The following is a 12,254-nucleotide window of genomic DNA, read 5'->3' as shown; positions in this document are numbered from 1 at the left end:
GTCAGTCCTCTTCGTCGCCGCGATCTTCATCCACGACGCCGGTCTCGTCCATCCGGTCGCGGAGGTGGTCGGCCATCGCGGCCGCGCCCTCGTGCCCGTGGTCCTGGTCGACCTGTTCGATGAGGCCCGAGAGCTTCTCGTGGTTCGTGGCCTCGGTGGCGCCGTCCATGACGGGCTCGGTCTGTTCGTTGTCGCTCATGGTCGGGACGCTACGCGCGGGCCCCGTGAGCCACGCGAAACGGACACCCGAACTGGGGGACCGAACTGTCTGTCCCCCTTTGTGCGGACCCGCTAGTGTCGTCTTCAGCGAACCGCACCCGATCGGCGGTACCCCCGACCACCGAAGGTTCGCCGAGAGCAACGATGCTCCGGCCCTTGAGCGTCCCCTGTGCTCGGGCCGGAGCATCCTTGCTCGTGTCAGCGCCTGCGGCCTGCCCCGACCAGGGCCACCTCGGCCACCGCGAGTGTGCTGGCGATTGCGAGCTGGCTGGTCGCGACCCGCCGCCATGGGCCGCCGACGAACAGCAGGGGCACCATGGTCACCGCGTGGACGGCGTCGACCGCTGCTCCGAGTGTGTGGGCGTTCCCCGATCCTGAGCGCAGCAGCAGCGTCGCCTGCGCGAGCTGTCGCGCTCCGAGAACCCGGTTGAAGACGGCGGTCCGCGGCTGCCGCCCCGCGCCGAGTAGGTGCACGACCCCGAGCGTGGCCCTGACGCCCTCGACGACCGATGCGCCCCGAGCGCGGGAGACCCTGACCCGGCTCACCGACGTCGCCCCGCCGCGACCGCCGCGGCCCCGGCGACGCCGAGCGCAGCACTCAGCAGCCCGGTGCCGAGCCGGCGGTGCTCGACCCACCACGTCTGCGGTGACCATGCGTGCGCGACGTCGTCGAACACGCCGTGCGCGCCGTGGTCACCCGGTACCGGCTCGTAGAGGTTCGCGGGCAGGCTCTGTCCGTCCTTCGCCGCGGTCTGCTGGCCGGACACCAGCGTCTTCGCGGCGTACCAGTCGGCGAACCAGGCGCTGACGCGGTTCCCGATGATCGTGTAGACCGTCGACTCTCCGACCCAGGTACGCCGGCGGGGGTGCTCGGCGGTGACGGCGATGGCGCGCGCGCCGACCTCTGGCTGGTAGATCGGCGCGACCGGCTGGGGGTGGTGCGGCAGCTGCGACTTGACCCAGTTGAACTGGATGGTGTTGAGCGCCGGCATGTCGACGCGCGAGACCTTCACGGCACTGCCCTGGTTGATGAGCTCGGACACCACGGACTCGGTGAAGCCGACGATCGCGTGCTTCGCGCCGCAGTACGCGGCCTGGAGCGGGATGCCCCGGAAGCCGAGCGCCGACCCGACCTGGATCACGTGGCCGCGGTTCCTCGGCACCATGCGGTCGAGGGCGGCGCGGGTCCCGTTCACGAAGCCGAGGTACGTGACCCGGAGTGCGCGCTCGAAGTCGTCCGGATCCGTGTCGAGGAAGCGGCCGAACACCCCGACCATGACCCCGTTGACCCACAGGTCGATCGGGCCGAGTTCCGCCTCGACCCGGTCCGCGGCGGCCTGCACGGCGTCCCGGTCCGCGACGTCGACCTGCACGGCCAGTCCGCGTCGTCCGGTGGCGCGGACCTCTGCTGCCGCGGCTTCCGTGCCGTCCAGTCCGCGTGCGAGGACCGCGACGTCCCACCCGCGGGCGGCAAGCTCCCGAACCGTTGCTCGTCCGAGGCCCGCCGAACCACCCGTCACCACTGCTACTCGTGTCATGTGCCCCTTGTACCGGGGCGAGTACGCGTCGGGCTCAGGTGCTGTCCCCCGGACGCGCTCGTCGATGAGAGTGTTCTCCTGGATCGTCAGAGACCCTTGCGGCTGTTGGTCTCCCACAGATCGAGCTCGATCGCGTCGCCCTCGGGCAACAACCCAGCGACGATCTCGAACAGGTGCTGCGCCTGCGAGGCGTGTTCGCGTGCCTCGCCTTCGGTCGGCCAGCCCGACTCCCACGAGTACCGGTCGTTGAAGTTCGCGGCCCACGCACGGACTGCCGCCTCGACTCGTGGCGGCAGGTCGGGCTGACCTGGGCTGCACTTCCCGACGTCGGCCCAGAACGGCCAGAGGACGCCGTACTCGTTCATCAGCCGGTAGTGCATCGGTTCATCAAACGGCATCGACTAGTCGTCGGCTAGCGTCGCTCGTGTGAGTCGCGATGTCGAGACCCTGCCGAGGACGTACCAGCACGGGCCGGACTCGGTCCCGCACGACGGGATCCCACGCGGTCGCATCGAGCGGTTCACGTGGGGTGCCAGCAGCGTCTACCCGAGCACGACCCGCATGGTCCACGTGTTCGTCCCTGCGCAGTACGACCCTGCGGAGCCGGCAGCGCTCATGGTGTTCCAGGACGGAGGGCTCTACCTCGACCCAGGACTCGACATGCGCGCGGGGACGGTCTTCGACAACCTCATCGCTGAGGGGGCGATGCCCGTCACGATCGGGGTGTTCGTCGATCCCGGCCAGCCCGGGAACCGCAACGCCGAGTACGACCCCGCCGACAGCCGGTACGGCGAGTTCCTGCTCCACGAGATCCTGCCGGCCGTGCGCGAGCGGTTCGGACTGGCGATCACGGACGACCCCGACCAGCGCGCGATCTGCGGCGGCAGCAGCGGCGGCAACTGCGCGTTCACGGTCGCGTGGGAGCACCCCGACGCCTTCCGGCGGGTGTTGGCCTTCGTCGCGAGCTTCGCGCAGATCCCCGGTGGCAACCCGTACCCGTCACTGATCCGCTCGACGCCCGCGAAGCCGCTGCGGGTCTTCCTGCAGGCGAACCGGTTCGACCTCAACCACGACGAGCCCGAACTGAACTGGTACAGCAACAACCTCCTCGTCGACGCTGCTCTCGCGGAGCGCGGGTACGACCACCGCCTGGTGCTCGGCGACGGCGGCCACAGCCCGAACCACGGGGGAGTGATCCTGCCCGATGCCCTGCGCTGGTTGTGGCGCCCGTGATGGGCGGAGGCCTCGAGAGCGGTCGTTGCATGTGCAAGTGACGAGTCGGGAGCGCCGGCACCCGGCAGCGCACGCGCGCGTCAGCATGAGGACGCCCGCCGAAGCGAGCCTCAGCGACCGACACCGAACCGCGTCGTCACCCCCGGCGCGTACAGCACCGAGTCCGGCGGCAGCTCCGCGAGCGAGAACGGCAGCCCGGCGGCCCCCAGCAGATCGTCCCGCAGCACCCGCACCGACGCCCGGTGCAGCGGCCAGGGCTCGTGCTCGTTCGGCCAGAACCGGGTGACCCCGGCTCGACGGACGTGCATGCCCCACCGTGCCGTCAGGAACGTGTCGAGCGCCGAGGGCTCGTCGATCGCATCGCCGATCGACACGTCGACCACCGACCGCAGCTGCGTCCCGTGTCGACGCATCGCGTACCCGACCCGACCAGAGCCGACCCGGCACTCGGCACGCGCCCAGTGGTACGGCAACCCGGTGAGCGTCCGCGCACCGATGGTCGGAGCGAGGCGCCCGGCATCGAGCGACAGGAACACGACCCCGTGCTGTCCGTGCTCGTCGACGGTGTACACGCGGACGTTCACCTCGACGAAGGTCCCGAGTCCGTCCGGCACGGCGATCGGCGGGAACCGGGTGTCCTCGAACCGGAACCCGATGAGCCCCACCCACGTGGTCGTCCCGTCGTCGGTGCCGTCCGCGGCCATCGTGTCCGGGCGCGTCCCCGCCGGCAGGAGCGGTGCCACCGCCGAGATGTCCACCCGCCAGTGCACGAAGACGACGTCGCGCCAGGCCTGTTCGATCCACGGTCGCCCCGGCAGAGCAGGGGCGACGGACTGGAGGCCCGGCTCGAACCCGGCAGACCGGCCGGCGGTCACGAGACGCTCGCGTCGTCGATGTGGGTCGCCACCGGCGCGTCGTCCCACCCCTGCTGCGGGGTGTCGCAGGTCCCGCGGAACACGTACTGCGACGGCCGCTTGCGCTCGCTCGAGGTCCAGTCGATCGCGGGTCGCCGACGCTCCGGCGGCAGGTACCCGATCCGGTACACGGCCATCAGCTCGAGCTCCGGCGGCACGCGCAGCAGCCCCTCGATCTCCTCCCACGCGCCGGGGGTCTCCATCGGGAACGACACGAACTGGATGCCGAGGCCGAGCTCGGTCGTCGACAGCCAGATGTTCTCCATCGCGGCGCCCATGCTGAACACCGAGTAGAAGCCGGAGAGCTCCTCCTTCCGGTACTCGTGCCGGTCGAGCATCACCCCGAGCAGCAGCGGCGACCCGGCGACGAGCTTCCGGTTCTCCTCACCGAGCGTCTGCGGCACCCGGAGCGTGTTCATGAGGAGCTGCCCGCGCTTCGTGAACACCTGCTTCGTGAAGGGCTTGAGCGGCCCGGGGAGCTTGTCGAACAGCATCCCGTCGCGCCGTTCGTCCATCTCGGCCTGGCTGAAGCGGAAGTACGGCTTGTAGCGCTGGAAGAACGTCCCCTCGGCCATCGTGCGGGTCATCGAGCGTCCGCTGATCTCCGCGACGCGTTCGATGGTCGGCCGCTCCTCGACGAGCACGAACCGCCACGGCTGGCTGTTCAGCTGCGACGGAGCCCGCCCGGCGAGCTCGACGAGGAGCCGCTGGTGCTCCTCGGAAACCGGGTCGGGCAGAAATGCCCCGTTCGTCGTGCGCCGGCGCCGGATGGCCTCGAAGAGCTCCACTGCTGTCCTCCCAGCGGTCATCGCCGGAACAGCATCGCCCCGAGGTAGGACGGCGCGGCGGCGACCGCGACTCTCCAGTGTGCTCCGGTGCGGGGATTGGTGCGCGGCGCCATCGCGAGCGGCACCAGTGCCGGCAGCAGGAACAGCGCCGACCGGGAGCGCGTCCAGAACGGCGTGGTCGCCGCGACACCCGTGACGGTCGCGGTCACGACGAACAGACCGTGGTGCACGACCCGCAGCTTTTTCGTCCGGATCAGGCGCACCGCCACGGCGGTGCCCCAGAGGCAGTTGGCGACGTAGGCGGCGGTCGCAGCGGTGACCATCCGGCGGGCGGCCACCGATCCGACGGGAGGCTGGGGGAGCCTCCCGGTCGTCGTCCTGCGTCCCATGGACGCGAACCTACGCGGATTCGCGCGAGACGACCTGTGATCGCGCTGCGGCCCTGTGGCGGCGCAGTGTCGACCTGCGGTTCAGGCGGATTCGCGCGAGACGAGCCGGGACAGCACGATCGCGCTGCGGGTGTGGTCCACCTGCGGGGCGAGCCGGACCCGATCGAGCGCTTCCTCGAGCGCGGGGAGGTCCTTCGAGCGCATGTGCACCACTGCGTCGGCGCTGCCCGTGACCGTGCCGGCGTCGACGACCTCTGGCACGGAGTCGAGCAGCGAGCGCAGCTCGTCGGGGGAGACCGTGCCGCGGCAGTAGAGCTCGACCCACGCCTCGGTGCCACGGTCCTCGACCGCGGGGTCGACCTTGATCGTGAACCCACGGATGACGCCGTCGGCGACGAGCCGGTCGACGCGGCGCTTCACGGCCGATGCGGAGAGCCCGACGATCGATCCGATGTCGCCGTAGCCGGCGCGTGCGTTGTCCCGGAGTTGATCCAGGATGCGGTGGTCGAGCGAATCCATCAACGACCATCGTACGCGGAGTTCTTGCGAGAACGCCGGGCTGAACGCACGAAACGTGCGCGCCGACCTGCTGCGTTCTCCGCCGCGGCTTCCCTAGACTGGGCCTCGGCGTCGACCTGGTCCGCCCGCGGAACACACGGTGAGTGAGCCTGCATCTCACCGAGATCTCTCGAGGTGGTTCCTGGCAGGCTCGGGCCCGAAGTCCCAGGAGGACTCCAGTGTCGACTCAAGCACCCGCCACCACCACGGCACCGTTCCGGACCGCCACGAAGCGCACGATCCTGATGTGCAAGCCGGACTTCTACACGGTGAGCTACCGGATCAACCCGTGGATGCACCCCGAGGATCCGACCGACACCTCGAAGGCCGTCGCGCAGTGGCAGGACCTGTACGACGTGTACCAGGGCCTCGGCTTCGAGATCCACCTCATCGACCCGATCGACGGCCTGCCCGACATGGTCTACGCGGCGAACGGTGGCTTCGTCCTCGACGGTGTCGCGTACGGCGCCAAGTTCCAGTACCCGGAGCGCCAGCCCGAGGGCCCCGCGTACATGGACTGGTTCCGCCAGGCGGGCCTCCGCGTCGCCGAGCCCGTCGAGACGAACGAGGGCGAGGGCGACTTCCTGCTCGTCGGCGACGTCATCCTCGCCGGCACCGGGTTCCGGTCGGACAGCACCTCGCACGACGAGATCGCGAAGGTCTACGGCCGCGACGTCATCACCCTCAAGCTCATCAACCCGAGCTTCTACCACCTCGACACCGCCATCGCCGTGCTCGACCCGGAGCCCGACGCCGAGGGCAAGTCGAACATCGCGTACCTCGAGAGCGCGTTCGACGAGCCGTCGTTGGCGATCCTCCGCGAGCGCTTCCCGGACGCGATCATCGCGACCGAGGAGGACGCCGCGATCCTCGGCCTGAACTCGTACTCCGACGGGTACAACGTCGTGATCGCCTCGCGTGCGACGACCTTCGCGTCGCAGCTGCGCGAGAAGGGCTACAACCCCATCGGCGTCGACCTGTCCGAGCTGCTGCTCGGCGGCGGCGGCGTGAAGTGCTGCACGCTCGACCTGCACCCCGTCGGCACCGGCACGTCCGTGGCCCGGTCCGTCTGATGACCGGGTCCAGCACCGCGCTCGGCACGAAGACGGCCGCGGCGCTCGCCGTCGAGGACCGCGCCCTCGCGCACAACTACAGCCCGCTGCCCGTCGTCATCGCGTCAGGCGACGGCGCGTGGGTGACGGACGTCGACGGCAAGCGGTACCTGGACGGTCTCGCGGCGTACTCCGCCGTGAACTTCGGGCACGGCAACGCCAGGCTGCTCGATGCCGCCCGCGCGCAGCTCGACCGCGTCACGCTGACCAGCCGCGCGTTCGTGAACGACCAGCTGGGGCCGTTCGCCGCGGGGCTCGCCGAGCTGACGGGCACCGACACGGTGCTCCCGATGAACACCGGGGCCGAGGCCGTCGAGTCCGCGATCAAGGTGTCGCGGGCCTGGGGCTACCGGGTGAAGGGCGTGCAGCAGGGCAAGGCCACGATCATCGTCGCGTCGGGGAACTTCCACGGCCGGACGACGACGATCATCTCGTTCTCGGACGACCCCGTCGCGCACGACGACTTCGGGCCGTACACGCCGGGGTTCCGCACGGTGCCGTACGGCGACGCGTCGGCGCTGCGGGACGCGATGGACGACACCGTCGTCGCCGTGCTCGTCGAGCCGATCCAGGGCGAGGGCGGCGTGGTCATCCCACCAGCGGACTACCTGCCGTCGGTCCGGGCGATCTGCGACGAGTTCGGCGCGCTGTTCGTCGCCGACGAGATCCAGTCGGGGCTCGGGCGGACCGGGCACACCCTCGCGGTGTCGCGCGTCGACGTCCGTCCCGACCTCATCACCCTCGGCAAGGCACTCGGTGGCGGGATCGTCCCCGTGTCCGCGGTGGTCGGCTCCCGCGACGTGCTCGGCGTCCTGCGCCCGGGTGAGCACGGCTCCACGTTCGGCGGGAACCCCCTGGCCGCGGCGGTCGGCTCCGAGGTCGTCGCGATGCTCGGTGCGGGCACCTTCCAGCAGCGGGCACTCGCCGGCGAGCCGGTCCTCCGTGGGCTGCTCGACGACCTGGTCGGCAAGGGCGTCGTGACGCACCGCGTCGCCGGGCTCTGGGCGGGCATCGACATCGACCCGGCACTCGGCACCGGCAAAGAGATCGCGACGGCGATGGCCGAGCGTGGTGTCCTCGTCAAGGACACCCACGGGTCGACGATCCGCTTCGCGCCGCCGCTCGTCGTGACCGACGACGAGATCGCCATGGCGATCGGGGCCCTGGAGTCGGTCCTGCGCGACCGCAGCTGACCTGCCGGGCCCGCACCGAGCCTCCCGGCCGGTGCGGGCCCGCGGTCAGACCGCCCAGCGCTCCGCGAGCTCGTCCATCAGCGCGTCGAGTCGCTCGTCGACGACCTGGGCTTCCGGGTGTGCCTCGAACCAGGCGATGACCTCGCGAGCGCCCTGCCGGTACGTCGTGCGTGGGCGGTACCAGGGCACGAGCCCGCGGATCTTGCTGTTGTCGAACACCGAGCTGTTGGCCTTGTCGCCGAGCAGTGCTGCGCCCCACTCGGCGTCAGCCGCAGCGATCGCGTCTGCTGGAACGTGCACGATCTTCAGGTCGTCGACCCCGGCCGCGTCGGCGATCGTCCGCGCGATGGCGTCCCACGTCGGTGCCTCGTCGCTCGTGATCGTGAACGCCTCGCCGATCGCCTCGTCGCGGTCGAGCAGGCCGGTGAACCCGACGGCGAAGTCGCGGCTGTGCGTCAGGGTCCAGAGCGAGCTGCCGTCGCCGGTGATGATGATCGGCTTGCCGGCGCGCATCCGGGCGACGGCGGTCCACCCGCCGGTGAGCGGGAGCTTCGTCTCGTCGTAGGTGTGCGACGGCCGGACGATCGTCACCGGGAAGTCCTGCTCGCGGTACGCCTGCAGGAGCAGTTCCTCGCAGGCGATCTTGTCGCGGGAGTACTGCCAGTAGGGGTTCTTCAGCGGGGTCGACTCGGTGATCGGCAGGTGCGTCGCGGGGGTCTGGTACGCCGAGGCCGAGCTGATGAAGACGTACTGGTTCGTCCGGCCGGCGAAGAAGTCGATGTCGGCCTGCACCTGGTCCGGCGTGAAGGCGATCCAGTTGACGACGGCGTCGAAGTGTCGGTCGCCGAGGGCGTCCGCCAGCGCCGCCCGGTCGGAGACGTCGGCCCGGAGCCGGGTGACGGCGTCGGGCAGTTGCCGCGCGTCGGTGGTGCCGCGGTTCAGCACCGTGACGTCGATGCCCTGCGACACCGCCTCGTGCACGCACGCCGCGCTGATGACGCCGCTTCCGCCGATGAACAGGACACTCGCTCCGTTGCTGGTCATGGGTCCACGAAACCACGTCGTGCGGACGGGGTCGCGCAGTTTCGGCTGCGGAGCGCCTCGTCCTCGCTGCGGAGGTGTGGCCGGGACGAAACTGCGTTGCTGTCGTCGACGTGAAGACCCCGGAACGATCACTGGCTCAGGCCACATCGCCGGGGTTTCGTCCTGTCACTCGTCGCTTGGCGGCGCATCCATGAGCGCACGAGACCTGGGGACTAGCGTCACGACCGAGCCGCACCGACGCGGCCACGACAGGAGTGACACGCACATGGAGTACCGCTACCTCGGCAACTCGGGCCTCAAGGTCTCCGAGATCACCTACGGCAACTGGCTGACCCACGCGTCCCAGGTCGAGAACGACGCCGCCATCGCCTGCGTCCGGGCAGCGCTCGACGTCGGCATCTCGACGTTCGACACCGCCGACGTGTACGCCAACACCGGTGCCGAGACCGTCCTCGGCGAAGCACTCAAGGGCGAGCGCCGGCAGTCGCTCGAGATCGCCACGAAGGTCTTCGGGCCGACCGGACCCAAGCAGCACAACGACACGGGGTTGTCGCGGAAGCACATCCTCGAGTCGATCGACGGCTCGCTCGGTCGCCTGCAGACGGACTACGTCGACCTGTACCAGGCGCACCGCTTCGACTACGAGACCCCGCTCGAGGAGACGATGCAAGCGTTCGCCGACGTCGTCCGGCAGGGCAAGGTGCTCTACGTCGGTGTCTCCGAGTGGACTGCCGAGCAGCTGCGCGCAGGTGCGGCGCTGGCGAAGGAGCTCGGCTTCCAGCTGATCTCGAACCAGCCGCAGTACTCGGCGCTCTGGCGGGTCATCGAGGGCGAGGTCGTCCCGACCTCGAAGGAACTCGGCATCTCGCAGATCGTCTGGTCGCCGATCGCGCAGGGCGTGCTCACGGGCAAGTACAAGCCGGGCCAGCCGCTGCCCGAGGGCTCGCGTGCCACCGACGACAAGGGCGGCGCGGACATGATCAAGCGGTTCATGCGCGACGACGTGCTGTCGTCCGTGCAGGAGCTCGAGCCCATCGCGAAGGAGCTCGACCTGTCCATGGCGCAGCTCGCGGTCGCGTGGGTGCTGCAGAACGAGAACGTCGCGTCGGCGATCATCGGCGCATCGCGTCCGGAGCAGGTGCAGGACAACGCCGGCGCCGCGGGGGTCACGATCCCGGCAGAGCTGCTCTCGCGGATCGACGATGTCCTGGGTGGCGTCGTCGAGCGGGACCCGGCGAAGACGAACGACAGCTCGCCGAAGACCCGAGAGGCCTGAAGGACCCGAGAGGCCTGAACGGCGAAAGGCCCCTCACTCGCGTGAGGGGCCTTTCACCGTGGCTGGACACGGCATCGATCCGTGGACCTTTCGATTTTCAGTCGAACGCTCTACCAACTGAGCTATCCAGCCGTGGCGACCCTGACGGGACTTGAACCCGCGACCTCCGCCGTGACAGGGCGGCACGCTAACCAGCTGCGCTACAGGGCCATGTTGTGTTGTGTCTTGCTGTCGTTCCGGTGTTGCTCTGCACTACGTTACTTGCTCACTCCGGAGAGTGACCCCAACGGGATTCGAACCCGTGCTGCCGCCGTGAAAGGGCGGTGTCCTAGGCCACTAAACGATAGGGCCGCAAGCAGTGCATCGCGCTACCGATGGACAAGCATACGGATGCCCCGCCCCGATGACAAATCGGGGCCCCGGACGTGCGTCCTTCCGGCGTGTCGCGGGTCTCCGTACACATGCCGCAGCTTCACTCACCGTGGAGCAAACTGCTCCGATCGTGGGAGAGACTCCTGGCGATCCTGTGCCGTCGATGGCCGAGTGCGGCCATCGTCGTCGGCCCGTGCCCCTCATCCGAGGGGCTGGAGTGGGCCGGCACCTGTTGTTACTGTTGCGTTTGTTAACAGTGTTACGTGCGTGAGCCTTGCCGCGCTGTTACGAAATCGAGATACATGTCGACCTCACCTTCGCAGTCCCTCAGCTACCGTCGCCGCCTCATCGCCGCAGCGGTCGCCGTCGTGCTCACCGCCGGGACCATTGCCGCGATCGCCCCGGTCGAGCAGGCCTCGGCGGCGAGCTACCCGAGCTGGAACGACGTGCAGGCGGCCAAGGCGTCGCAGGCCGCACAGCAGGAGAAGGTCACCGAGATCAAGGGCCTGATCTCGAACCTCAAGGCGGACGCCGCGGCGAAGCAGAAGTCGGCGGACGCTGCCGGGACGGCGTACCAGACGGCGCAGACGAAGTACGACGAGGCCACGCTCCAGCAGCAGAAGCTGCAGACCCAGGCGGACGAGGCCGAGAAGACGGCGGCCCAGTCGGAGCAGCAGGCGGGTCAGCTCGCGGCGCAGCTCGGCCGGGCCAGCGCGAACGACGTCACGACGGACCTCCTGACGCACCCGACCGACTCGAAGGACTACCTCTACGAGCTCGGCGCCATGTCGAAGCTCAGCGAGCAGGCCGACGGCATCTACTCGCAGGCAACGCAGGACCGGGGGACCGCACAGGCCCTCGCGGACAAGTCGGACGTCGCGAAGAAGGCGCTCGGTGACCTCGCCGACGCCGCGCAGCAGAAGATGCAGGCCGCACAGACCGCAGCGGATGCGGCCGAGAAGGCCGTCGACGCGCAGAACAGCAACCAGGCACGGCTCGAGGCGCAGCTCACCCTGCTGACCTCGAACGCGTCCGACGTCGAGGCGAAGTACAACAAGGGCGTCGCCGCCGAGAAGGCCCGTCAGGCGGCACTGGCGAAGGCTCGCGCGGAGGCCGCGGCGAAGGCGGCTGCCCAGGCGCCTGCGGCGAGCGGTGGGACCGGCGGCGGCGCAGCGAACGCGTCCGGCTGGGTCCGCCCGAGCGCCGGGTACCAGACGAGCCCGTACGGCTACCGCATCGACCCGTACACCGGAGCGCACGCGCTGCACGCCGGCGTCGACCTGGCCCCCGCCTGCTACTCCCCGATCTACGCGGCCCACGACGGCACCGTGACCTTCGCGGGCAACGGCGGCGGCTACGGCAACGAGGTCGTGCTCGACAACGGCGGCGGCATCTCCACCGCCTACGGGCACATCGTCAACGGCGGGATCATGGTCGCGAGCGGCCAGCACGTCTCCGCCGGGCAGCAGATCGCCCAGGTCGGTTCGACCGGCTGGTCGACCGGGTGCCACCTCCACTTCGAGACCCGGGTGAACGGCGCCGCCGTCGACCCGGTCCCCTTCATGGCAGCGCGGGGGATCTCGGTATGACCGTGTGCGCGCCCGAGAGGCCCTGACAC

At 69.9% G+C, this 12,254-nt stretch carries 14 protein-coding genes and 3 tRNA genes; 5 read left to right on the top strand and 12 right to left on the bottom strand.

Features of this window, described 5'->3' with window-relative positions; translation table 11 throughout:
• Position 1: 1 nt before the first annotated feature.
• The 4 genes from ACEN9V_RS11050 to ACEN9V_RS11035 form a co-directional block, all read right to left on the bottom strand.
• Entirely contained in the window at positions 2 to 199 is a 198-nt protein-coding gene (locus ACEN9V_RS11050) for a hypothetical protein (protein ID WP_281266434.1), read from the bottom strand.
• 218 nt (positions 200 to 417) lie between these two features.
• Positions 418 to 765, bottom strand: a complete 348-nt coding sequence (locus ACEN9V_RS11045; RefSeq protein ID WP_413600346.1) for a hypothetical protein — start codon at positions 763 to 765, stop codon at positions 418 to 420.
• Positions 762 to 1,757, bottom strand: coding sequence for an SDR family oxidoreductase (locus ACEN9V_RS11040; protein WP_413600345.1), 996 nt, complete (start codon positions 1,755 to 1,757; stop codon positions 762 to 764). Before ACEN9V_RS11040 ends, ACEN9V_RS11045 begins: the two co-directional genes overlap by 4 nt.
• Positions 1,758 to 1,843: 86 nt before the next feature.
• A complete protein-coding gene (locus ACEN9V_RS11035) occupies positions 1,844 to 2,137 on the bottom strand; it encodes a hypothetical protein (RefSeq protein ID WP_413600344.1) in 294 nt (97 codons plus the stop codon).
• Positions 2,138 to 2,183: 46 nt separating this feature from the next.
• Here ACEN9V_RS11035 and ACEN9V_RS11030 point away from each other — a divergent pair, with 46 nt between their 5' ends.
• Entirely contained in the window at positions 2,184 to 2,990 is an 807-nt protein-coding gene (locus ACEN9V_RS11030) for an alpha/beta hydrolase (RefSeq protein ID WP_413600343.1), read from the top strand.
• Between the two features lie 110 nt (positions 2,991 to 3,100).
• Here the strand turns inward: ACEN9V_RS11030 and ACEN9V_RS11025 are convergent, their stop codons facing one another.
• From ACEN9V_RS11025 to ACEN9V_RS11010, 4 genes are all read right to left on the bottom strand, one after another.
• On the bottom strand, positions 3,101 to 3,865 hold the full coding sequence (locus ACEN9V_RS11025; RefSeq protein ID WP_413600342.1) for a YqjF family protein: 765 nt from the start codon (positions 3,863 to 3,865) through the stop codon (positions 3,101 to 3,103).
• Entirely contained in the window at positions 3,862 to 4,713 is an 852-nt protein-coding gene (locus ACEN9V_RS11020) for a nitroreductase family protein (protein ID WP_281266441.1), read from the bottom strand. Before ACEN9V_RS11020 ends, ACEN9V_RS11025 begins: the two co-directional genes overlap by 4 nt.
• On the bottom strand, positions 4,710 to 5,081 hold the full coding sequence (locus ACEN9V_RS11015) for a hypothetical protein (protein WP_413600341.1): 372 nt from the start codon (positions 5,079 to 5,081) through the stop codon (positions 4,710 to 4,712). The genes ACEN9V_RS11020 and ACEN9V_RS11015 overlap by 4 nt, the downstream gene beginning before the upstream one ends.
• An 81-nt stretch (positions 5,082 to 5,162) precedes the next feature.
• A complete protein-coding gene (locus ACEN9V_RS11010) occupies positions 5,163 to 5,600 on the bottom strand; it encodes an Lrp/AsnC family transcriptional regulator (protein ID WP_281266444.1) in 438 nt (145 codons plus the stop codon).
• 218 nt (positions 5,601 to 5,818) lie between these two features.
• Between ACEN9V_RS11010 and ddaH the strand changes: the two genes are divergently transcribed.
• A complete protein-coding gene (ddaH, locus tag ACEN9V_RS11005) occupies positions 5,819 to 6,712 on the top strand; it encodes a dimethylargininase (protein WP_348639036.1) in 894 nt (297 codons plus the stop codon).
• On the top strand, positions 6,712 to 7,944 hold the full coding sequence (gene rocD / locus ACEN9V_RS11000; protein WP_413600340.1) for an ornithine--oxo-acid transaminase: 1,233 nt from the start codon (positions 6,712 to 6,714) through the stop codon (positions 7,942 to 7,944). The genes ddaH and rocD overlap by 1 nt, the downstream gene beginning before the upstream one ends.
• A gap of 45 nt (positions 7,945 to 7,989) precedes the next feature.
• Here rocD and ACEN9V_RS10995 read toward each other — a convergent pair whose 3' ends face one another.
• The gene (locus ACEN9V_RS10995) at positions 7,990 to 8,988 is read right to left on the bottom strand and encodes an SDR family oxidoreductase (protein WP_413600339.1); all 999 of its coding nucleotides are present in this window, start codon (positions 8,986 to 8,988) and stop codon (positions 7,990 to 7,992) included.
• 265 nt (positions 8,989 to 9,253) lie between these two features.
• On the opposite strand from ACEN9V_RS10995, the gene ACEN9V_RS10990 reads away from it, so the two are divergent.
• Positions 9,254 to 10,264 (top strand): aldo/keto reductase family protein, encoded by a 1,011-nt coding sequence (locus ACEN9V_RS10990; RefSeq protein ID WP_413603054.1) that lies wholly within the window; start codon positions 9,254 to 9,256, stop codon positions 10,262 to 10,264.
• Positions 10,265 to 10,323: 59 nt separating this feature from the next.
• Here the strand turns inward: ACEN9V_RS10990 and ACEN9V_RS10985 are convergent.
• From ACEN9V_RS10985 to ACEN9V_RS10975, 3 genes are all read right to left on the bottom strand, one after another.
• Positions 10,324 to 10,396 (bottom strand) — tRNA-Phe (locus ACEN9V_RS10985).
• A gap of 1 nt (position 10,397) precedes the next feature.
• Positions 10,398 to 10,474: transfer RNA gene (locus ACEN9V_RS10980), tRNA-Asp, on the bottom strand.
• Between the two features lie 68 nt (positions 10,475 to 10,542).
• Positions 10,543 to 10,615 (bottom strand) — tRNA-Glu (locus ACEN9V_RS10975).
• Between the two features lie 323 nt (positions 10,616 to 10,938).
• Between ACEN9V_RS10975 and ACEN9V_RS10970 the strand changes: the two genes are divergently transcribed.
• Positions 10,939 to 12,225 (top strand): M23 family metallopeptidase, encoded by a 1,287-nt coding sequence (locus ACEN9V_RS10970; protein ID WP_413600338.1) that lies wholly within the window; start codon positions 10,939 to 10,941, stop codon positions 12,223 to 12,225.
• The last annotated feature ends 29 nt before the right edge of the window (positions 12,226 to 12,254 follow it).

The sequence above is a fragment of the Curtobacterium sp. Curtsp57 genome (assembly GCF_047324335.1).
Lineage (GTDB): Bacteria > Actinomycetota > Actinomycetes > Actinomycetales > Microbacteriaceae > Curtobacterium.
Note: the sequence above shows the minus strand (reverse complement) of the source record. Positions and strands in the feature narration are given on the sequence as shown.

Bases quoted from the DNA above. Each gene is read 5' to 3' on its own strand.
- ACEN9V_RS11020 (WP_281266441.1), bottom strand. From the start codon at position 4,713: ATGACCGCTGGGAGGACAGCAGTGGAGCTCTTCGAGGCCATCCGGCGC.
- ACEN9V_RS11015 (WP_413600341.1), bottom strand. From the start codon at position 5,081: ATGGGACGCAGGACGACGACCGGGAGGCTCCCCCAGCCTCCCGTCGGA.
- ACEN9V_RS11035 (WP_413600344.1), bottom strand. From the start codon at position 2,137: ATGCACTACCGGCTGATGAACGAGTACGGCGTCCTCTGGCCGTTCTGG.
- ACEN9V_RS10970 (WP_413600338.1), top strand. From the start codon at position 10,939: ATGTCGACCTCACCTTCGCAGTCCCTCAGCTACCGTCGCCGCCTCATC.
- ACEN9V_RS11040 (WP_413600345.1), bottom strand. From the start codon at position 1,757: ATGACACGAGTAGCAGTGGTGACGGGTGGTTCGGCGGGCCTCGGACGA.
- ACEN9V_RS11050 (WP_281266434.1), bottom strand. From the start codon at position 199: ATGAGCGACAACGAACAGACCGAGCCCGTCATGGACGGCGCCACCGAG.
- ACEN9V_RS11010 (WP_281266444.1), bottom strand. From the start codon at position 5,600: ATGGATTCGCTCGACCACCGCATCCTGGATCAACTCCGGGACAACGCA.
- ACEN9V_RS10995 (WP_413600339.1), bottom strand. From the start codon at position 8,988: ATGACCAGCAACGGAGCGAGTGTCCTGTTCATCGGCGGAAGCGGCGTC.
- rocD (WP_413600340.1), top strand. From the start codon at position 6,712: ATGACCGGGTCCAGCACCGCGCTCGGCACGAAGACGGCCGCGGCGCTC.
- ACEN9V_RS10990 (WP_413603054.1), top strand. From the start codon at position 9,254: ATGGAGTACCGCTACCTCGGCAACTCGGGCCTCAAGGTCTCCGAGATC.